Raw genomic sequence first — 20,628 nt, 5'->3', positions numbered from 1 at the left:
CCCATGCGCCGCGACCTGCTTGAAAAGCTCATGGCCGAGCGCGCCGCGCGCCGCCCCGCCATTCTCGTCACCGAACTGGACACCGGCGCCCAGCGCCTCGTGACCCCCGCGACCCTGGCGCTGGACCCGCTGGCGGGCAAGCTGCGCGAGGCGCTGCGCACCGGCAAGAGCGGCATGGTGGAGGACGGCGAGACCCGCCTGTTCCTGACCGTGGAGGTTCCGCCCCCGCGCCTCGTGGTCATCGGCGCCGTCCATATCTCCCAGGCGCTCGCGCCCATGGCGCGGCTCGCGGGCTATGACATGGTGGTGATCGACCCGCGCACCGCCTTCGCCACGCCCGAGCGCTTTCCCGACGTGCCGGTGATCGCCCGCTGGCCGGACGAGGCGCTGCCCGCGCAACATCTCGACGCCTTCACCGCGCTCATCGCGCTCACCCACGATCCCAAGATCGACGAGCCCGCTTTGTCGGCGGGCCTTCGGGCGGGCTGCTTCTATGTGGGCGCGCTCGGCTCGCGCCGCACCCATGCCAAGCGGCTGGAGCGCCTGCACGCCCTTGGCCTCTCGGCCGAGGAGACCTGCCGCATCCACGCGCCCATCGGGCTCGATATCGGCGCGGTGAGCCCGGGCGAGATCGCGGTCGCCATCCTCGCGCAGGTCATCGGCACCTTGCGCCGCCGGGATGCCGCGCCCGCTGAGCGGCCCGCATGAGGTTCGGCAGCATTCCGGTGGAGGACGCGGTCGGCGCCATCGCCGCCCATGCGGTGAAGGTGGACGGCCTCGTGCTGCGCAAGGGCAGCCGCATCACCTTCGCCGACATGGACGCCCTGAAGCTGGCGGGCGTGCGGGATGTGGTGGTGGCGCGGCTCGATCCCGGCGACCTGGAAGAGGATGCCGCGGCCCGCCATGTGGCGGAGGCCTGCGCGGGGGAGGGGGTCACGGCGGCCACCGCCTTCACCGGGCGCTGCAACCTCTATGCGGCCTTCGGCGGCGTGGTGGATTTCGACCCGGCTTTGGTGGATGCCTTCAATCTGGTGGACGAGAGCCTGACCCTGGCGACGCTGACGCCCTATTGCCCGGTGGCGACGGGCGATCTCGTGGGCACCGTGAAGGTCATTCCCTTCGCCGTGCCGGGTGCCCTGCTGGAGACGGCCTTGGGCCGCGCCCGGCCGGTGGTGCGCATCGCCCCGTTCCGCCGCGCGCGGGTGGCTGTTATCTCCACCTTGCTGCCGGGCCTGCAGGACAAGGTAATCGAGAAGACATTGCGGGTGACGGCCGACCGGCTGGCGCGCTTCGAGGCGCGCATCCTGGAGGAAAGCCGGGTGCCCCATGAGGCCGAGCCGCTGCGTGCCGCGATCGCGGGCGCGGCCGAGCGGGGGGCGCAGGCCATCATCGTGTTCGGCGCCTCGGCCATTTCCGATCGCAGCGACGTGGTGCCGGAGGCGCTGGAGGCGGCCGGGGGGCGCATCGAGCGGCTCGGCATGCCCGTGGATCCGGGCAATCTGCTGATGCTGGGATGGCTGGGCGACCTGCCGGTGATCGGCGCGCCGGGCTGTGCCCGCAGCCCCAAGGAGAACGGCTTCGACCATGTGCTGGCCCGCCTGCTGGCGGACCTGCCGCTGGGCTCGGCGGATATCGCGCGCATGGGCGTGGGCGGGCTGGTGGCCGAGATCGTCACCCGCCCGCAGCCGCGCGAAACGGCGCCGGAGGCACCGCAGGCGCCCATTGCCGCCGTGATCCTGGCGGCCGGGCGGGGCACGCGCATGGGCGCGGCCAACAAGCTCACGGAGCCCGTGGGCGGCCGGGCGGTGGTGCGCTGCGTGGCCGAGGCGGCGCTGGCCGCCGGGGCGCGGCCGGTGCTGGTGGTCACGGGCCATGAGGGCATGCAGGTGCGCCGCGCGCTGAACGGCCTGCCGGTGACGTTCGTGGACAATCCCGCTTATGCCGAGGGGCTGGCCACCTCGCTGGGCGCGGGCATCCGCGCGGTGCCGCCGGACTGCCAGGGCGCGCTGGTGATGCTGGGCGACATGCCGCTGGTGGACGCGCCGCTGGTGAAGCGGCTCATGGCCGCCTTCGCGCCGACGGAAGGGCGGCTCGTGGCGGTGCCGGTGGTGGAGGGGCGGCGGGGCAATCCGGTGCTCTGGTCGCGGCGCTTCTTCCCCGCTCTCGCGGCTCTGGAAGGCGACATGGGCGCCCGCGCAGTGCTGGCGGCCCATTCCGAGGCGGTGGTGGAAGTGGAGGCGAGCGGCCCCGGCCCGACCCTCGACGTGGACACGCCCGCCGCCCTCGCCGAAGCCCGCGCGTTCCTGCCGGTGGCCTGACACGTCGGCTGGGCTGGTGCGTGGTGGCTGGGGCAGATCGGTTTCCGAGCAGTGGAAGGCGCCCAACCTCACAAGCCCGGCCATGACGCTGTTTGTTTGGAAAATCCGTCCAGACCGCTTGAAGGTCGATTGGCCTCAGAACGGGTCCGGCACCAGATGGCCCACCGCAAGGCCGGTGCGCTCGCACAGGAAGTGCGCGAGCCGCAGGCGGTGGCAGCCTTCCACATGGCGCTCGTAGCACATGAGGCAGAGGCGCCGGCCCTTGGCGATATCCGCCAGTTCTTCCAGCGCGGTGCGGGCGGGCGGGGTGTCCAGATGCGCCTCATAGATGCGCATCAATGCCTCATGGTCGCCGGAGCGGGCGGCGAGCCGCCCTTCCTTGGGCGTGCCCAGCGCGCGCAGATGGACATAGGCGATGCCCTTTTCCGACACGCCCGCCGCCAGCGCGGTCTTGGAGAAGCCGGGGCGGCGCGAGGCCGCCACGGCGCGCACATCCACCAGCAGATCCACCCCGGCGCGCTCCAGGCTCTGCTGGAAGGCGCCGGGGGTGGTCTGCTCATAGCCGACGGTGAACAGTCCCGCCGTGCGGTCCTTCGCCATGGAGCCTCATCCGTAAAGTGCGTTCGGCAGCCACAGGGCGATGCCGGGGAACACATAGAGGAGGATCATGGCGATGATGACGATGGCGAGGAAGGGCATCACACCGGCGAAGATCTCGTCGATGGAGATGTGCTTGGGCGCGACGCCCTTCAGGTAGAAGGGCGCCATGGCCACGGGCGGCGAGAGGAAGGAGGTCTGGAGGTTCAGCGCCACGAGAACCCCGAAGAAGATCGGGTCCACGCCGAAATTATCCAGCAACGGCAGGAAGATGGGCAGGAAGATCACGATGATCTCCGTCCATTCCAAAGGCCAGCCCAGCACGAAGATGATGGCCTGGGTGAGCAGCAGGAAGCCGATGGGCCCGAGATTGAGGGAGAGGACGAAATTCTCCACCACCTGCTGCCCGCCCAGCAGCGCGAACACCGCCGAGAAGACCGCCGAGCCCACGAACAGCCAGCACACCATGGCCGAGGCGCGGGCCGTGAGGAACACGCTCTCCTTCAGCTTGGTGATGGAGAAGGAGCGGTAGAGCACCGCCAGCAGGATGGCGCCGCCCGCGCCGATCGCCGCCGCTTCCGAGGGCGTGGCGAGGCCGAACACGATGGCACCCAGCACGCCCACGATGAGCACCGCCAGCGGGAAGAAGGAGGTGGCGAGCGCCACGATGATCTGGGTGAGCGATGCCGCCCGCTGTTCCGCCGGCAGCTTGGGGGCGAGCTTCGGGTTCAGCATGGCCCGGACCACCACATAGATGATGTAGAGGCCGGTGAGCATGAGGCCGGGGATGAAGGCGGCGGCATAGAGCTTCACCACCGAGACGCCCGCCGTGGCGCCGTAGAGGATGAGCATGACGCTGGGCGGGATGAGGATGCCCAGGCAGCCGCCCGCGCAGACCACGCCCGCCGCGATCTTGGTGTCGTAGCCCGCGCGCAGCATGGCGGGGAAGGCGAGCAGGCCCATGAGGGTCACCACCGCGCCCACGATGCCCGTGGCGGTGGCGAACATGGCGCAGGTGATGAGGGTGGCCACCGCCAGCGAGCCGGGCACCCAGCCCGCCGCGAGCTGGATGGCGCGGAACAGCCGGTCGAGGATGTTCGCCCGCTCCACCACATAGCCCATGAACAGGAAGAGCGGGATGGAGATGAGCACGTCGTTCGCCATCACCGAATAGGTGCGCTGGACGAAGAGCTGGAACACCGTGTCGCCGCGCGTCATGTAGCCGAAGGCCACGCCCAGCGCCATGAGCGTGAAGGCGATGGGAAAACCCAGCATGAGGAAGACGAGGAACAGCACCAGCATCAGGATGCCGAGGGCGGGATCGGACAGAAAGAACATCACAGGGCCCCCCGGCCGATGGCTTCGGCGTCCGTCTTGTTGGCGGCTTCGTCCAGAATGAGTTTCTCCATCTCCTCCACGTCATGCAGGCGGTCCGGCCAGGCGCCGGTGCGGATGCAGATGATGCAGCGGATCACCTCCACCACGCCCTGGAGGAGCATGAGCACGCCGGTGATGGGGATGAGCCCCTTGAACGGCCAGATCACAGGCCCGTCGGGGGAGAAGGAGGAATGCTCGTTGAGCATCCAGGAGAGCTTGAAATAGCCCCAGCCGGAATAGATGAGCGCCAGGATGCCGGGGAAGAAGAACAGGAAGTAGAGCACCAGGTCCACACTGGCCTGACGCTTGGGGGGCCAGTTGCGATAGAGGAAGTCGCCGCGCACATGGCCGTTGCGCGAGAGGGTGTAGGCACCCGCCATCATGAACAGCGTGCCGTACAGGATGTAGGACACGTCATAGGCCCAGGCGGTGGGCGCGCGCAGCGCGTAGCGGCAGAACACCTCGTAGCAGATGGCGACGGTGAGGATCACGATGACCCAGGCGAACAGCTTGCCGATGAAGGTGTTCAGCCGGTCGATGGCGAGAAGGAAGCGTTGCATCCCAACCTCTGGACGGTGCGTGGCGGAAGGGCGGGCCGCGTGAGCCCGGCCGCAAGGCCGGGCATCGCCGCCTCTGGCCCGCGCGGGTGACGCGCCGGGCCGTTGCAGCGGCGCGCAGGGCGCGCCGCTATTCCCTAAGGGCAGTTCGCCTCTGACGCACATGGCCGGGACAGGCCCGGCCATGGTCGAGGCGCAAAGCGGGGCGGGCGTGTCGCGCTCAGGCCCGCTTGAAGAAGTGGTTGTAGGCGAAGGCGCTGTCGGGCTCGTATTCGAGGCGGAAGCCCACCACGCGCTTGGCCCAGGCCATCTGGCTGTCCACCACCTTCTTGAAGAAGGGATCGGCGGACAAATTGGCGATGACCTTGTCCCAGGCCTTCAACTGGGCTTCCAGCACGGGCTTGGGGGTCTGCACCACCTTCACGCCGCGCGAGCGGATGACCTCCAGGTCCTTGGAATAGCGGTCCTGCGCCTTCCACATCATATCGGACGAGGCGGCGTCCGCCGCGGCCTTGATGATGGCCTGCACATCCTTGGGCATGCTCTCGAACTTGGTCTTGTTGAACAGGACCTCGAAGCATTCCAGCGCCTGGTGGTAGCTCTGGACCATGTAGACCTTGGACACGTCGGGGAAGCCGAGCACGAGGTCGGAGGAGGGGTTGTTGAACTCCGCCCCTTCCAGCAGGCCACGGTCCATGGCGGGCACGATCTCGCCGCCGGGCACGATGGTCACCGCGACGCCCATCTCCTTGAACAGGTCCGCGCCGAGGCCGACGGTGCGGTATTTCATGCCCTTCAGCTGGTCGGGGCTGGTGATCTCCGCCTTGAACCAGCCGAGCGGCTGGGAGGGCATGGGGCCGGTGAGCATGCCCACCACGTTGAGCTTCAGGATCTGCTGGGTCAGCTCGTCATAGAGCTGCTGGCCACCGCCATAGCGCACCCAGCCGAGCAGTTCGTCCGCATCCCACCCGAAGGCCGGGGCGGTGCCGAACAGGGAGAAGGCCTTGTTCTTCCCGTACCAATAGGCCGACACGCCGTGGCCGCCGTCGATGATGCCGGAGGAGACCGCGTCCAGAACCTGGAAGGCGGGCACCACGGCACCGGCCGCGAGCAGTTCCAGCTCCACGCGCCCGCCGGCCATGGTGTTCACATAGCGCACGAAGTCGCCCGCGAACTCGTGGAAGATGTCCTTGTTGGGCCAGGTGGACTGGAATTTCAGCTTGATGGGCGCCTGGGCGTGCACCGCCGGGGCGGCAATGACCGTGGCGCCTGCGGCAACCGCCGCAGTCTTCATGAAGGCGCGCCGGTTCGGGCGCGCACCCTCGTGCGAGCTGGACATATCATTTCCTCCCTGGCGGGCCGGCCCGGTCTTTTTGAAGGGCTCGAAGGTGTTGGCGCACCACCCGCTTGACCCAAAGAGAAGACGATACGTCATGCCCATAGGGCAATAGACTTTCGTCTGATATGTGGAAAAAAATTCCCGTTCCGCGTGCGTTGCAGCAATGGAACGACCGCAGGCGGAACCGACTTGCCGTCCGAAGGCGGCGGGAATACCAGTAGCGCCCTTCGCCGGCGCGGACCGGCCGGACGGAACGGGAGAGGCATATGGCCCAAGACCACTCGGCTCAGGACCAGCAGCCGATCGAGCTTCACTACTGGCCGACCCCCAACGGCTGGAAGATCACCATCATGCTGGAGGAGTGCGGCCTGCCTTACGCGCTCCGGCTGGTGAACATCGGCAAGGGCGACCAGTTCAAGCCGGAATTCCTCGCCATCTCCCCCAACAACAAGATGCCCGCCATCGTGGACCCCGACGGTCCGGGCGGCGCGCCCATCTCGGTGTTCGAATCCGGCGCCATCCTTCAGTATCTCGGCCGCAAGACCGGCAAGTTCTACCCCGCCGACGCGCGCAGCCGGGTGGAGGTGGACGAGTGGCTGTTCTGGCAGATGAGCGGCCTCGGCCCCATGGCCGGGCAGGCGCACCATTTCCGCATCTATGCGCCGGAGAAGATCCCCTATGCCATCGAGCGCTACACCAATGAGGTGCACCGCCTCTATGGGGTGATGAACAAGCGCCTGGCGGACCGCGAATTCCTGGCCGGGGACATCTCCATCGCCGACATCGCCTGCATCGGCTGGGCGAAGTCGTGGGAGCGGCAGGGGCAGAAGATCGAGGAATTCCCGCACTTCAAGCGCTGGCTCGACACCATGCTGGCCCGCCCCGGCGTGCAGCGCGGCCTTGCGGTCAGCTCCGACGACCGCCAGAAGCTGGACCTCGCCAAGGACAAGGATGCCCAGGCCGTCCTGTTCGGCCAGCGGGCCCGTCCCTGATCGTCGGCACCCTCCTTTCGGCTTGCCCGCCGCAGCGCCGGCGGGCCTGTTCCTCTCTCGTTGATGAAGGTTCCCATGTCGGCTGATCCGCGTCCCGTCCTCGCCGAGGCTGCCGCTTTGCTGCGCGCGGGCCAGGTGGACCCGGCCATCGAAGGGTTCCGCCGCGCGGCGGCCCTGGCGCCCCAGGTGCCGGACGTGCATCGCATGCTCGCCATGGCCCTGCTCCAGGCGGGCCGCGCCAAGGAGGCGGTGCAGAGCGCCCGCGCGCTCGCCCAGCTCACCCCCAGCGATCCCCATGCCATTCTGCTGCTGGGCGCGGGGCTTCTGGCGGCGGGGCAGGGGGACAAGGCCCTCACCCAGTTCGACAAGGTGATCCAGCGGGCGCCGGGCTTCGCGGAGGCCCAGTTCCAGGCGGGCAACGCGCTCTCCAGCCTCGGCCGCTTCAAGGAGGCCGCCGCCCGCTATACCCGCGCGCTGGAGCTGGACCCGCGCGCCATCGAGGCGCTGGCCAACCGCGCCGTGGCGCTCTCCCATCTCAAGCTCCATGCGGAGGCCATGGCCGATTTCGACCGGCTGATCGCGCTCCAGCCCTGGATGCCGCTGCATCTGGTGAACAAGGGCGGCCTGCTGCTGGAAGCCGGCGATGCGGCCGGTGCCGCCGCCGCCGCCGAGCAGGCGCTCGCCATCGCGCCCGGCCAGGTGGATGCGCAGGCCCTTCTCGGCCAGGCGCGGCTGGTGACGCTGGATTATGACGGCGCCCGCGCGGCGCTGGAGCAGGCGGTGGAGACGGCGCCGGTGCGCGTGGACCTGCGCGTGCTGCTGGCGCAGGTGCTGCGCCGCCAGGAGCGCCTGGAGGAGGCGATCGCCCAGTGCGACGCGGCCCTGACGCTGGACCCCCGCCGCGCCACGGCTTTGTTCGAGCGGGCGGAAGCCCGCCGCGCCGCCGGAGACGCGAAGGGCGCGTTTGCGGATGTGGACGCGGCGCTCGCCATCGCCCCGCGCCTCGTGGAAGCGGGCGTGGCGCGCGGCTACATCCTGGGCGATCTCGGCCGCATCGGCGAAATCCGCCCCACTCTGGACAAGGCCCTGCGCAACGGCCCCGACCATCCCGACGCGCTCTTTCATGTGGCCATGGACGATCTGGCGCTGGGGCGCTGGGCCAAGGGCTGGACGGGCTATGAGGCGCGCGCGCGCATCGTGCCGCCCACCTACCGCCCGCTGCCCTTCGCCCGCTGGGACGGCACGCAGACGCCCTCCGCCCTCGTGGTGCTGGGCGAGCAGGGCTTCGGCGACGCCATCCAGTTCGCCCGCCTCGTGCCGCGCCTTGCCGGGCGCGGTTTCCCGGTGCATTTCCAGGTGAGCGCGCCGCTGGTGCCGCTGCTGCGCTCGCTGCATCCGGACATCAATGTGGTGCCCGATCTGTCGGGGATCGACCAGACCGATCCCGGCCTGCGCTGGGTGCCGCTGGGCAGCCTGCCGCTGCTGCTGGAGGCGGATCCGGCCCTGTGGCCGGGCGCGCCCTATCTCGCCGCCGAGCCGGAGCGGGCCAACCAGTGGCGCCATGTGCGCGAGGCGGACGAGTTCATCATCGGCATCACCTGGCAGGGCAGCACGCGCCGCGACCTGGACGTGGGCCGCTCCGCCCCGCTCGCCGCCTTCGCGCCTTTGGCGGCCATCGAGGGCGTGAAGCTGGTGGCCATCCAGCGCAATGCGGGCGCCGAGCAGGTGGACGGCGTGCCGTTCCGCTCCCGCGTGCTGCGGCTGGATGAGGATTTCGACGCCGACGGCGCCTTCCTCGACACGGCCGCCTTGCTCCAGCATTTGGATCTGGTGGTGACCACGGACACGTCCATGGCCCATCTCACCGGCGCGCTGGCGCGCCCGGGCATCGTGGCGCTGCGGGCGGTGCCCGACTGGCGCTGGGGCCGCGCGGGCACCGACAGCATCTTCTATCCCTCCCTCTCTCTGGTGCGCCAGGCGCTGCCGGGCGATTGGGACGGGGTGTTCGCCACCATCGCCGAGATGGTCCGCCATCGCGTCGCGGCCCGCGCGCACGCCGCAGGGGGAGACCTTTCATGACCGCCGCAGCCTCCGCTCCCGAGATCCTGCAGATCCTGGCGCCCATCGCGGCGGGAGAGCTGATCGACAAGATCACCATCCTGGAGATCAAGGCCGAGCGCATCGCGGACCCCGTGAAGCGGGCCAACGTGGTGCATGAGCTTGAGGCGCTGAACGCCCTGCGCGACCGCCACGGGCTGGACGCCCTCAGCGCGCTCGCCGCCGACCTGAAAGTGGTCAACGAGACGCTGTGGCAGGTGGAGGACGAGATTCGCGAGCTGGAGGCGGCGCAGCGATTCGATGCCCGCTTCATCGAGCTGGCGCGGGCGGTCTACGTCACCAACGACCGGCGGGCGGCCATCAAGAAGGAGATCAACCTCTCCGTGGGCTCGGCCATCGTCGAGGAAAAATCCTACGCGGGCAGCTAGAAAGACCCGTGCCTGAGGCGGCTTGGGGGGCCGAACGGGGTGTTCTCCCGGCCCTCATCCCCATTCGCTTCGCACGAAAACTGCACACGAACTTGCAAAGCCGCCTCCGGTTCGGCATAGGAGGGGGCATGGAGACGTGGCCGAGAGGCTGAAGGCACTCGTTTGCTAAATGAGCAGACCCCCAAAAGGGTCTCGAGGGTTCGAATCCCTCCGTCTCCGCCACTCCATTCATTGATAGTGTTGTGGTTTTATAGGCGAGGTCATGGCCGCTCGCCTGGCGGGTGCCGGTTGCGGTCCTTCGGGACTTGAGCCTTCCGCAACGTGAGGTGCCTTTCGGTCAAGCGCTGCCAGTGGCTCGGTCGAATAAAAAACAGCCCGAAGGCGATGGGATGCCCAACTGGCACGCGGGGAATGGTTGTCAGCGGTCAGATGGCCGGCGGGACAACGCAACAGCCGGGTATGGGCGCCGGCCACTTGGGGTGCCCGGGGGCGGCCAGGCAGGCCGGTGCGCTCACACGGCCAATCCGGTTTCCAGCACGATCCGCATCCGGTCGCGTCGCGCCGCGGGCCGGGCTGTCGGATAAGAGGCCGACCCGCCCGGATCCCACCTCTGCACGCGGCGCACGCCTATCCGCGTTGCTCCCGCTCCTTCAGGAGCGCGTCCAGCAGGGCCTGCTGCGCAGCGATGCGGTCAGCGGCCAGTTCCTCGTCGGCAGCTCCGGAATAGGCCGCCGCCTGCTCCGTCAATTGCCGAAGGTTATCCCGGGCGATGGCGATGCGAGCGTCCAGATCGTCCTTGTCGAGCCCACTGGTCATGGCACGTCGTCTCCAATTGCGCTGCTTTGATAGCATTTGGGAAGACCAAGCGGACACGTAAACCGAGTGTTGGTCGCCCTGCCGACAAACTGGTTTCCATCCGGCTGATGTCGCCCTGGTGTGGGCTCCCGACCACCTTTCAAATCGGAATCATGCCCGGTGCACAGCCTCGTGCGGGGAGACGCACCTGGGCTTCCGGCGGCCATGGGTTGATTGCACGCAAGGCATCGGGGTGCAGCGCCACTGCCCTGGCGCCTGAGGAACTGCGCTTGCATCCAGTGGCAGGCGCAGATCCTGCGTCAGATGCATATCCATCGGTCCGCCAGAGGCGCGGCAAGATCGCTCGCCCGACCAAACCGATCATCGCGCTCAGCCTCACCCGTGGTCGGACGGCGGCAGGTGGACATGCGGCGATGCGATCGACCCGCGGATCGCCGGGGGGCAGGGGGCCCGTGGAGCGCCGTGCCCGGAGCGCTTCCTTCCATTGCGTGGGAGGGAATGCCGCCTCCCTGGCGCTGAACAGTCGGGTGTCCGTAGAAGTATATTATCTTACATTTTCTTTAAAAAATGCGGCACGTGTTTGTATTACATTTTATTTCATTGACGCATTGAGATACGAAAAATAATTAATTTCTGAATATCTGTATAGGTCGCTCTTATGCCGTCTAAGATTCATATTTTTGGTGTGGCTTCGGAGAAGTTCTACTCTTGGTCGCGCATTTTGGCGCAAGCCTCGCCTCATATTTGTAAGGGATGAGAAATTTAGACTTACCGTTGGGGCCGGACAACCATTCCGCATTTTTTCTTGCGAGACGGCGGCTTTGTCGCTGAACGCGCATTTCAGGCAGTTGGGTATCATGCAAAATCAGGTTCAATACGCTCGCTCTCGCCGTTCAATCGCGTCCGTACTGATGAGCGGGACGAGCGTTGCGTTTCTTTTCACCATGTCCGGCGCCGGGGCTTTGGCCCAGTCGCAAGGGTTTGAGAAGATTTTGCAGGGGCAGAACGGGGAGCATGGCAGCTCATTCGCCTTCTATACGAAGGAGGCGACCCCCGGGACGAAGGCCGATGGCTATTCGGGCACATTCAGCGCGCCCATCACGGGTGTGAAGGACTCGGCCATCAAGATCACCTCCACCGGCGGCCGGGGCGGCACGGGCGAGTGGGGCACGATCAACAATATTGCGGGCGCCAATGGCGGTGATGGCGGCGCCATTACCGTGACGGTCGGAGCGCCGGTTTCGGGCGGATCGTCTCATGATGTGGTGGTGCGCGGACGGGTCGTCAGCACCACCGAGACCCCGCTGATCTCCCTGCTGTCCAAGGGCGGACGGGGCGGCGGCGGTTTCGTCGATGGCTTCTTCCGCACCGACGAGGGGCGCTTCAGCGACTGGGAAAAATATTACAAGGCACAAGGCATTAGCCTTGGCGATTACCTCGCCGCCAATTTCGCCCCCGTGGGAATTGGCGCAGGGGGCAAGGCGGACAACGTCACCTTCACCCTGCTGTCGGAGGTGAACGCGGTGGGCAATAGCGTGCCCGCCATCAAGCTCGTGTCCGAGGGCGGCCCTGCGGGCGACGACCGAGGCGGAACGACCGAATACCGCGCGCAGATGCAGGCCGGCGGCGTCGCCGGCAAGGTGGAGGCGCTGCTTCAGCGCAGTTCCAAGGTGACGACGGCGGGCAATGACTCTCCGGCCGTCATCCTGTCCTCCCTGGGCGGCGCGGGCGGGGTCGCCACCGGCAATACCAGCACCTATTACGCCACCAATGGCGGCAATGGCGGCGTGGTGACCTTCACCAATCACGGCGCCATCACCACGACCGGTATCAATTCGACGGCGGTGCTGCTGCAGAGCATCGGCGGCAAGGGCGGAAACGGCGGCGGCGGTGCCTTCACGTCCGCGGCGCCCGGCGCCATCGGCGGCAATGGCGGCGACGTGACCGGCACCAATACCGGCGCCATCACCACCGGCGGCGATTACAGCTTCGGCATTCTCGCCCAGTCCGTCAGCGGAGCGGGTGGTCTGGGTGCGCGCGCCGCGCTGGCGGGCTCGGGCGGCGCGGGTGGCGCCACCGGAACGGCGGGGACGGTCACCGTCACCAACAGCGGAACCATCACGACCGGCGGCGCCGAGGCCACCGCAATCCTCGCCCAGAGCGTGGGCGGCGGAAAGGCGACGGGCTCCATTGGCGGCAAGGTGATCGCCACGGTCGGCGCTTCCGGCGGCAGCGGCGGCATCCTGTTCTTCGGCGCAGGCGGCGACGGCGGCACGGGCGGCACGGGCAAGAATGTGACCGTCACCAACAGCGGAACCATCACCACCACCGCCGAAAAGGCGGTGGGCATCCTGGCTCAGTCCATCGGCGGCGGCGGCGGCGGCGGTGGCTCGGTCACGGCCGGAGGCATCATCTTCACGCTGACGCTGGGCGGCAGCGGCGGCAATGGCGGCGGCGCGGGCGAGGTGACCGTCAACAACCGGGCGGATGCCGGCGCGGCGCGCGGGTCCATCGTCACGAAGGGCGATTATGCCACCGGCATTCTCGCCCAGTCGGTGGGCGGCGGTGGCGGCAGCGGCGGCAATGCCACGGCGCTCAATCTCGGCCCCATCGTTTCCATCGCCCATGCGGTGGGCGGCGATGCCGGCTCCGGCGCGACCGGCGGCAAGGTCACGGTCAATAATGCGCTGAACGTCTCCACGGACGGCTTCCGCTCCGCCGCGATTTCCGCGACCAGCGTCGGCGGCGGTGGCGGCAATGGTGGCCAGGCCACCGCGGTCTCGGTCGCCCTGGGCGTGGTTCCGGAAGTGCCCGCCATATCCATCGCCTCCGGCGTGGGCGGCAAGGGCGGGGAAGGGAGCACGGGTGGTGCCGTCACGGTGGTGAATGACGCCGCTTTGGTCACCAAGAAGGGGGCGTCGTCGGGCATCGTCGCCATCAGCGTGGGCGGCGGCGGCGGCTCGGGCGGCACGACGGATTCCCATGCCTGGATGGTCGCCCCCATGAGCCCGGGGACCGTGACCGAGGCCATGAGCGCCGGCGGTTCGGGCGGCAAGGGCAATAAGGGCGGCGACGTGACCGTGACCAATCACGGTTTCATCCAGACCCTGGGCGAGGGTTTTGATGGAATGATGTCCAGCGGCATCACCGCCTACAGCATCGGCGGTGGTGGTGGCGCCGGCGGCGGCGCCTGGATGCGGGCGCAGGACACCGTCAATACGAGCAGCTTCTCCATGTCCGCGCGCATCGGCGTGGGGGGCAGCGGCGGCGAGGGGAATTCCGGCGGCACGGTGAAGGTGACGAATACCGGCTCCATCGAGACCAAGGGCATCGATGCCATCGGCGTGCATGCCATGAGCGTCGGCGGCGGTGGTGGTGATGGCGGCGTGTCCCGCATCTATGAATATAGCGGCCTCCTGGGAGCGGCCGCGACGCTGGGCGGCCTTGCCAACGTCTCGCAGAGCCTGGGCTTCAACGGCGTTCAGGGCGGCACGGGTGGCTCGGGCGGAACGGGTGGCGTGGTGAGCGTCACCAATTCCGGCAGGATCGCGACCCATGCCCTGGGCGCGACCGGCATTCTCGCCCAATCCATCGGCGGCGGCGGCGGCAAGGGCGGCGACACCGTCATGAAGGCCGCCTCCAGCGTCACCTACAACGAAGTGGTGGGCGGCAGCGGCGGGTCCGGCAATACCGGCGGCACCGTGACCGTGACCACCTCGGCGGGCAGCGCCATCGCCACCCATGGGGAAGGGGCCTATGGCATCTTCGCCCAGTCCATCGGCGGCGGCGGCGGCGCGGGCGGCACCAGCCTGTCCGCGTCCGGCGGCGACAGTGTCACGTCGAGCCAGGAATTCACCACCGCGAGCAAGACCCTCGTCTATTCGTTGAAGACGACGCTCTACAACGCCTTCCAGCAGCGGGGCCTGTTCGAGCAGGCCTGGATCACCGGCCAGATCAAGAACTGGGCCCTGATCGGCGGGCCGCTGTCCAAGATGCTCACCACCAAGCCCAATGTGCCCGTCTCCATCTCGCTCAACCGCTCCACGGGCGGAACCGGGGGCGAGGGCGGCAATGGCGGCGAGGTGACCATCACCAATGCGGGATCCATCACCACGGATCTCGCCACCTCGCACGGCCTCTTCGCGCAGTCCATCGGCGGCGGCGGTGGCGACGGCGGCAAGGCGGAGACCAGCGCCGGCCAGATCATCGCCATCAAGTCCTCCGTGGGCGGCAGCGGCAGCAGGGGCGGCGTGGGCAACACCGTCACCGTCACGAACGAGCGGGGCTCCATCATCACGACCGGCGGCTCCTCGGCCTTCGGCATCGCGGCGCAGAGCATCGGCGGCGGCGGCGGTTCGGCGGCCATGGGCATCGACCTGCAGGCGGACAGCCTGTTCACCACGGTGATGGCGGCCGCGTCTCCGCTGGTCACGACGCTGTCGTCCCACACGGGTGGCCAAGGCGGCATCGGCGGCGTGGGCGGCCAGGTGACCGTCAAGAATGGCGGGATCATCGCCACCGAAGGCAATCAGGCGCACGGCATCTTCGCGCAGTCCGTCGGCGGCGGCGGTGGCCTGACCATCGTCAACGGCTACGATCCGAACATCTGGCTGACCACCGTGGACCTGCTGAAGCAGGCGCTCGGCGTGAACGCCCTTGAAATCCTCAGGCTCGACATGGGTGTCGATATCCGCAGCCAGGTTGCGCTCGCGACCGACATCGCCAGCGGCAAGGTCGGCGTCGTGACCGCCTATGGCCTGTCCCTCGGCGGAGCGGGCCCCGGCACGGGCGACGGCGATACCGTGACGGTTCAGAACACGGGTGTGATCAGCACCAGCGGCAAGAGTGCGTTCGGCATCGCGGCGCAGTCCATCGGCGGCGGCGGCGGCTTCGTCTCCGACGGCGTCCTGTCCGGCCCCGGTGTCGGCGCCGCGCTCATCGGCGGGTCCGGCGGGGCGCGCGGAAACGGCAAGTCCGTCGATATCCGCATGGGCGATGGCGCGGTCATCTCCACCACGGGCGACTATGCCTCGGCGGTCTTCGCCCAATCCATCGGCGGCGGCGGCGGTTATGCCGGCGGGGGTGTTTCCACCGGGCAGACGGCGGCCGTGATCGGCGGCGTCGGGGGCTCCGACGGCTGGGGTGGCCGGGTCACTTTCGGCCTGGAAATGCCGCAGGATGCCCGCTTCACCATCTCCACCACGGGCAAGGCGGCCCACGGCATCTTCGCCCAGTCCATCGGCGGCGGCGGCGGCTTCGCCGGCACCTTTGTCGATGCCCGGGCGAATGTCCGCACGGATGTGATCGACCGGACGCAGACGGCATTGGCCGCTCTTGTGAAAAGCGGTGCGATCAAGACATCCGACGACTGGCTGATCCGGACGCCGGCCACCGAGAACGTGTCTGCGTCCCAGAGGGCGCGGCTGCTGGACGTGAAGGAAGACGCGCTCAAGGCGGCCGGCCTGGAAGTGGGCTCCACGGCCCGCAGCCTGCTGACCGCGCTCGCCGCGGACAGCGACACGTTCGCCGCGCTTCAGTCAAAGCTCACCCAGCTGGCCAATAACCGAAGCCTGTCCACGGGCACGGGCGGGGAAATCAGGATCGACCTCGGGTCGAACTCCACGATCATGGCGACCGGCGCCAATGCGTTTGGCGTCTACGCCCAGAGCGGTTTCCAGGCGCTCAACGGCGCGCTGGACCCCTCCCATGCCGGCCAGAACATCACCATTCAATCGCGCGGCATCATCGTCGGCGGTTCGGAGGGCGGCGCGGCCATCGGCATCGATGGGGGTTACGACAACCAGATCACGGTCTCGCGCGGCTCCACTGTCAGTGCCGTCTCCGGCAAGGCGATCCTGGGGTCGTTCGGCAATGAAACCGTGGTCAATTACGGCACGGTGATCGGCGATATCAATCTGAGCTATGGCGGCGGCCGCGAGTGGAACTCGTTCGATAACCGCCCCGGCGGCATCTACCGCACGTCCGCCAGCGGCATCGTGAATCTGGGCGCCGGGAACAGCTTCACGAACAACGGCACGTTCGACATCAACGGTGTCGGCACGTTCGGCACCGCCGAGGTGACGGGCCGCTTCAGGCAGTCGCGGGAAGGCACTCTGCTGGTGGACGTTTCGAGCGCCACCGCAACCACCTCCGCACAGAACGACCTTCTGAAGGTGACCGGCGATCTCGCATTGAGCGGGACGGTGCAGACCAATGTGGTCGGCGGCCTCAAGCCGGGCAGCTTCACCATCGCCACCGCGACCGATAGGGCCGAGGTTTCCAAGGCCCAGGTGAAAGACGGCGGCTACAGCCCCTTCAGCTGGCAGATCGCACAGAAGGGCGGCAAGGACGTGGTCATCACGCCCTCCGCCAATATCGCCGCGCCCTCCGGCGTGGACATGACCGCCACGGAAGACCGCGTCATGCGCGAGGCACAGGCCGTGTGGGCCAGCGGCACCGTCACCGACACCCAAGGCGTGCTGTTCGGCCTGCTGGCGAATTCCAGCTCGCAGGACGATTTCATCCGCGCCATCGACAGCGTGGCGCCGGGCGAGTCGCAGAGCGCCACGACCCTCCAGAGCCTCGGCTCCATGAAGTCGCTCAACGCGGCGCTGAGCTGCCCGGTCTTCGAGGGCAGCGGCACGCTGATGCAGGAGACCGATTGCTCCTGGGCCCGCATCATCGGCAACTGGACCCAGCAGTCCGCCTCCGGTGACACGACCGGCTATGACCAGACGGCCGTGACCTATCGCATCGGCGCCCAGAAGGAGCTGATCGACGGCTGGTTCTTCGGTGCCACCGCCGGCCTGACCCAGTCCTGGCTCACGGACAGCAACGACCTGTCCTCCACCGATGGCCTTGCCTTCGACACGGCGCTCTCGCTGAAGCGGCAGCTGGGTCCCTGGCTGTTCTCCGTCGCCGGACATTTCGGCGTGGGAAGCTACGATACCGATCGCGTGCTGGATGTGGGGCCGGCCGTGTGGACCTCCAGTGGCCGTGGCACGGTGATCACTGGCGCCGCCCGGTTCCGGGCCAGCTACGAGTTCGCCTTCGCCGATTGGTATGTGCGGCCCTATGCCGACCTGGACGTGCTCTACAATTATGCGCCCGCCCATGAGGAGCAGGGTTTCGGCCCCATGAATCTCGCGTTCGGCTCGGCCCAGGCGTGGAACCTGGCCGTCAGCCCCAACATCGAGTTTGGCGGCCGGGTCAATATCGACGCGAGCACATGGCTGCGGCCTTATGCATCGGTGGGCGTGTCCTTCTTCGCCAATGACGGCCTGCAGGTGCCCACCAGCCTTGTGGGGAGCAACGGCGCGACGGTGATGAGCTTCATGACCGAATCCGCCATGCCCCAGACGCTGCTGAACCTGACGGCGGGTGCTCAGCTCTACAGCACGAAGGGTTTCGAGATCCGGGCCGAGTACAAGGCGGATATCGCCGACAACTTCCTCTCCCAGGAAGCCTCGGCGCGCCTCGCCATCCCCTTCTGATCAGGGGCCGGCCGGAGGCTGCATGCCTTCGGCCGGCGCACCCCAAGGAGCGACCCCCGGGGCTGTGTGCGGGAGACAGGCGGCAGCTTGACATTGATCTGCTATGGATGGATCCCAAACATCAAGAACAATCCAACCGGGAGTTCGTCCATGCGCTTCGGTCTTGCCGCAAGCTTCCTTGTCTGCTCGTTGACCTTCGCGCATGCGCAGACCCCACCCCCGGCGGCCCAGAAGATTACCGGCCTGTGTTCCCAAGCGCGGCTGTGTGATCTCAAGAAATATTATGAGGTCCCCAATTTCCGCATCGGCGGGCGCTACGATCTCGCCACCCCCGCGAAATGGGAGAATGGCGGGGAAGGGGGCACGACCCTGGAATCGCTCGGCGCCGGAGCGCTGCGCACCGGCTTCATCACGCTGGGCACCCCGATCCGCAATGCCGCCGGCGAGATCACCAATGCAGTGGTGGTCAACACCTTCTATTCCGGCGATTCCACGGACATGTATGCCCAGTGGGTGGAGGGAACCGGCCTTTCCGGCGGCCCGGTCATCGGGCCGAACCTCGCCATCGACACGAACCAGTATTTCGTGGTGCTGCTGGACGGCCTCGGCCTGTGGGGCGCCAGCAAGCCCTCTGACGGGCTCGGCCAGAAATTCCCGCAATACACCTACCAGGATCTCGTCCAGTCCAATTATCGGATGCTGCGCGACCACCTGAAGGTCGCCCGCGCCGCGCTGGTCACGGGCGTCTCCATGGGCGCCACCCAGACCTATGTCTGGGGTGTGATGCATCCGGACTTCATGAACGGACTCATGCCGGTGGGCGGCACCACCCAGTCCGACGGCGGCGATCCGGTGGGCAACTGGACCTTCCAGCTCATGTCCGCCGCCATCGAATCCGATCCCCAGTGGCGCGCCACGGGCGGCAATTACTACAACCTGCCCAAGGACAAGCACCCCAACCAGGGCGTGGCCTTCGGCTGGTCCGTGCTGCTGCTCACCGGCTTCGACTTCCAGTTCCGCTCGCAGCAGGACTGGGCGAAGGTGCAGCCGGACGTCTTCTACTGGAAGCCCCCGACCGCCCAGGCCGGCGCCTCCGTGAACGCCCGCGCCCTGCTGTTCGATGCGGTGGACCTGCTGTGGCGCAACCGTGCGGGCGAAGCCTACAACATCAATGCCGACCTCGGGCGCATCAAGGCGCGCACCATGGTCATGCATATCGAGAACGACCAGTGGCTCACCTTCGACCGGGCGAAGAACACGGTCGATAAGATCGCCGGCGCGGACTTCGTCCACGAGACGAGCCCGGTGGCGCATTACGGCGTGTTTTCCATCCTGAAGGACAAGCAGTTCGACCCGGTGGTGGTGAACTTCCTCGACGACGTGGCGCGCGTCACGCGCAACCAGGAACTGGTGGCGAAGAATTACGTGACGCCCGGCGTTGCCGCCAACATCACCCCCGACAAGTCCTTCTGGAACAGCTTCGTCACCTATCCCTTCCCGGTGAAGAAGACCAAGGTGAAGGACAGCCGCGGTGTCGAGTGGGACATCGGCTACATGGACGAATATGCCGGCAAGGATCCGAACCCGGATGTGCTGGTGATCGTCCACGGCAAGGGCGCGTTCGGCGGCCATTACGGCAACATCATGCGCATCGCGCTGGAGCGCGGCCTGCGGGTGATCGTGCCGGACCTGCCCCATTACGGCATGTCCGGCCCCGGCAATCTCGACAAGAGCCCCGCCCGCACCATGCAGGAAATGCGCGAGGTGGTGCATGGCCTCGTGGTGGACCAGCTCGGTGTGAAGAAGGCCGCCTATCTCGGCCACTCCATGGGTGGCCAGCTGGTGCTCGGCTATGCGCTGACCTGGCCGGAGACGGTGACGAAGCTCATTCTGGAAGCCCCCGCCGGGCTTGAGGAATATCCCCGCGAGGTCACGGTGGCGCCCGGCAAGAAGCTCGATCTGTTCAACCCGGCCTATGCCCACGACTTCAAGGCCTGGGCCGCCACCTGGGACCAGACCGGCCTGCGCGAGCGGGAGAAGAACCTCACCGCCCAGCAGATCGACGACTTCTACCACTTCCGCAAGCGCGATCCCGTGACCGGCGCGGTGACGCCCAGCACGTCCGGCTACTTCCTCCGCGACAGCGAATATGCCCGCCTGCACACCAACCAGCGCATCGGCATGATCAAGGGTGATCCGCGCGAGCTGCAGCAATGGGTGGATGTCTTCATCTTCGACATCTACGGCATGGTGGCGGAGCTTCAGGAGAGCGATCCCAAGAGCCTCTACAAGCGGCTCGTGGACATCAAGATCCCGATCTTCCTCGCCTTCGGCGACAAGGAGCCCTTCATTCCCGGCGTCGCCTTCAACGGGCGCAGCGACCTCAGCCGTGAGGCCATCCTCCCCTTCATGCGGCGCATGACGGCGGCGGGGCGTGATCTGAGCGTGAAGGTCTATCCCGACAGCGCCCATTTCATCCACACGGACGATCCGATCGAGTTCGCCGAGGATGCCGTGGACTTCGTGCTGACGGGGCGTGTGGAGAGCATGTCGCCCGTGGTGGTGGATCGCATCATCCACGGCGCGCCGGGCAAGGCGGCGGCGGCTCCGGCGGGCGAAACCGCGGTTCCGGTCGGCCTCAACAAGTAGGAGC

General features: G+C 67.7%; 12 protein-coding genes and 1 tRNA gene. 8 read left to right on the top strand and 5 right to left on the bottom strand.

What is annotated here, in order from left to right; translation table 11 throughout:
- Nucleotides 1–3 precede the first annotated feature (3 nt).
- A complete protein-coding gene (locus tag EJJ38_RS10490; protein ID WP_127090007.1) occupies nucleotides 4–708 on the top strand; it encodes an XdhC family protein in 705 nt (234 codons plus the stop codon).
- Nucleotides 705–2,318 carry an NTP transferase domain-containing protein gene (locus EJJ38_RS10485; RefSeq protein ID WP_127090006.1) on the top strand — a complete coding sequence of 538 codons (1,614 nt, stop codon included), beginning with the start codon at nucleotides 705–707 and terminating at the stop codon, nucleotides 2,316–2,318. The genes EJJ38_RS10490 and EJJ38_RS10485 overlap by 4 nt, the downstream gene beginning before the upstream one ends.
- A gap of 135 nt (nucleotides 2,319–2,453) precedes the next feature.
- Here EJJ38_RS10485 and EJJ38_RS10480 read toward each other — a convergent pair whose 3' ends face one another.
- From EJJ38_RS10480 to EJJ38_RS10465, 4 genes are all read right to left on the bottom strand, one after another.
- The gene (locus EJJ38_RS10480; RefSeq protein ID WP_127090005.1) at nucleotides 2,454–2,918 is read right to left on the bottom strand and encodes a DUF488 domain-containing protein; all 465 of its coding nucleotides are present in this window, start codon (nucleotides 2,916–2,918) and stop codon (nucleotides 2,454–2,456) included.
- A 6-nt stretch (nucleotides 2,919–2,924) separates the two neighbouring features.
- A complete protein-coding gene (locus EJJ38_RS10475; protein WP_127090004.1) occupies nucleotides 2,925–4,253 on the bottom strand; it encodes a TRAP transporter large permease in 1,329 nt (442 codons plus the stop codon).
- Entirely contained in the window at nucleotides 4,253–4,852 is a 600-nt protein-coding gene (locus tag EJJ38_RS10470) for a TRAP transporter small permease subunit (RefSeq protein ID WP_127090003.1), read from the bottom strand. Before EJJ38_RS10470 ends, EJJ38_RS10475 begins: the two co-directional genes overlap by 1 nt.
- 217 nt (nucleotides 4,853–5,069) lie before the next feature.
- Nucleotides 5,070–6,188, bottom strand: coding sequence for a TRAP transporter substrate-binding protein (locus tag EJJ38_RS10465; protein ID WP_127090002.1), 1,119 nt, complete (start codon nucleotides 6,186–6,188; stop codon nucleotides 5,070–5,072).
- 266 nt (nucleotides 6,189–6,454) lie between these two features.
- Between EJJ38_RS10465 and EJJ38_RS10460 the strand changes: the two genes are divergently transcribed.
- The 4 genes from EJJ38_RS10460 (at nucleotide 6,455) to EJJ38_RS10445 (ending at nucleotide 9,888) form a co-directional block, all read left to right on the top strand.
- Nucleotides 6,455–7,180: a glutathione S-transferase N-terminal domain-containing protein gene (locus EJJ38_RS10460; protein WP_127090001.1), complete on the top strand. Its 726-nt coding sequence runs from the start codon at nucleotides 6,455–6,457 to the stop codon at nucleotides 7,178–7,180.
- 75 nt (nucleotides 7,181–7,255) lie between these two features.
- Complete coding sequence (locus tag EJJ38_RS10455; RefSeq protein ID WP_164738471.1) at nucleotides 7,256–9,259, top strand: tetratricopeptide repeat protein; 2,004 nt, start codon at nucleotides 7,256–7,258, stop codon at nucleotides 9,257–9,259.
- Complete coding sequence (locus EJJ38_RS10450; RefSeq protein ID WP_245454179.1) at nucleotides 9,256–9,666, top strand: DUF6165 family protein; 411 nt, start codon at nucleotides 9,256–9,258, stop codon at nucleotides 9,664–9,666. Before EJJ38_RS10455 ends, EJJ38_RS10450 begins: the two co-directional genes overlap by 4 nt.
- 130 nt (nucleotides 9,667–9,796) lie before the next feature.
- Nucleotides 9,797–9,888 (top strand) — tRNA-Ser (locus tag EJJ38_RS10445).
- 405 nt (nucleotides 9,889–10,293) lie between these two features.
- On the opposite strand, the gene EJJ38_RS10440 is transcribed toward EJJ38_RS10445, so the two are convergent.
- On the bottom strand, nucleotides 10,294–10,482 hold the full coding sequence (locus tag EJJ38_RS10440) for a hypothetical protein (RefSeq protein WP_127089999.1): 189 nt from the start codon (nucleotides 10,480–10,482) through the stop codon (nucleotides 10,294–10,296).
- Nucleotides 10,483–11,474: 992 nt separating this feature from the next.
- Between EJJ38_RS10440 and EJJ38_RS10435 the strand changes: the two genes are divergently transcribed.
- Nucleotides 11,475–17,975, top strand: coding sequence for an autotransporter outer membrane beta-barrel domain-containing protein (locus tag EJJ38_RS10435; RefSeq protein ID WP_127089998.1), 6,501 nt, complete (start codon nucleotides 11,475–11,477; stop codon nucleotides 17,973–17,975).
- Nucleotides 17,976–18,125: 150 nt separating this feature from the next.
- Nucleotides 18,126–20,624 carry an alpha/beta hydrolase gene (locus EJJ38_RS10430; protein WP_127089997.1) on the top strand — a complete coding sequence of 833 codons (2,499 nt, stop codon included), beginning with the start codon at nucleotides 18,126–18,128 and terminating at the stop codon, nucleotides 20,622–20,624.
- The last annotated feature ends 4 nt before the right edge of the window (nucleotides 20,625–20,628 follow it).

Origin of the sequence: Aquabacter cavernae (genome assembly GCF_003993795.1) — a bacterium.
Lineage (GTDB): Bacteria > Pseudomonadota > Alphaproteobacteria > Rhizobiales > Xanthobacteraceae > Aquabacter > Aquabacter cavernae.
This window is presented reverse-complemented; position numbering and strand designations above follow the sequence as displayed.

Bases quoted from the DNA above. Each gene is read 5' to 3' on its own strand.
- EJJ38_RS10490 (WP_127090007.1), top strand. From the start codon at position 4: ATGCGCCGCGACCTGCTTGAAAAGCTCATGGCCGAGCGCGCCGCGCGC.
- EJJ38_RS10485 (WP_127090006.1), top strand. From the start codon at position 705: ATGAGGTTCGGCAGCATTCCGGTGGAGGACGCGGTCGGCGCCATCGCC.
- EJJ38_RS10480 (WP_127090005.1), bottom strand. From the start codon at position 2,918: ATGGCGAAGGACCGCACGGCGGGACTGTTCACCGTCGGCTATGAGCAG.
- EJJ38_RS10475 (WP_127090004.1), bottom strand. From the start codon at position 4,253: ATGTTCTTTCTGTCCGATCCCGCCCTCGGCATCCTGATGCTGGTGCTG.
- EJJ38_RS10470 (WP_127090003.1), bottom strand. From the start codon at position 4,852: ATGCAACGCTTCCTTCTCGCCATCGACCGGCTGAACACCTTCATCGGC.
- EJJ38_RS10465 (WP_127090002.1), bottom strand. From the start codon at position 6,188: ATGTCCAGCTCGCACGAGGGTGCGCGCCCGAACCGGCGCGCCTTCATG.
- EJJ38_RS10460 (WP_127090001.1), top strand. From the start codon at position 6,455: ATGGCCCAAGACCACTCGGCTCAGGACCAGCAGCCGATCGAGCTTCAC.
- EJJ38_RS10455 (WP_164738471.1), top strand. From the start codon at position 7,256: ATGTCGGCTGATCCGCGTCCCGTCCTCGCCGAGGCTGCCGCTTTGCTG.
- EJJ38_RS10450 (WP_245454179.1), top strand. From the start codon at position 9,256: ATGACCGCCGCAGCCTCCGCTCCCGAGATCCTGCAGATCCTGGCGCCC.
- EJJ38_RS10440 (WP_127089999.1), bottom strand. From the start codon at position 10,482: ATGACCAGTGGGCTCGACAAGGACGATCTGGACGCTCGCATCGCCATC.
- EJJ38_RS10430 (WP_127089997.1), top strand. From the start codon at position 18,126: ATGCGCTTCGGTCTTGCCGCAAGCTTCCTTGTCTGCTCGTTGACCTTC.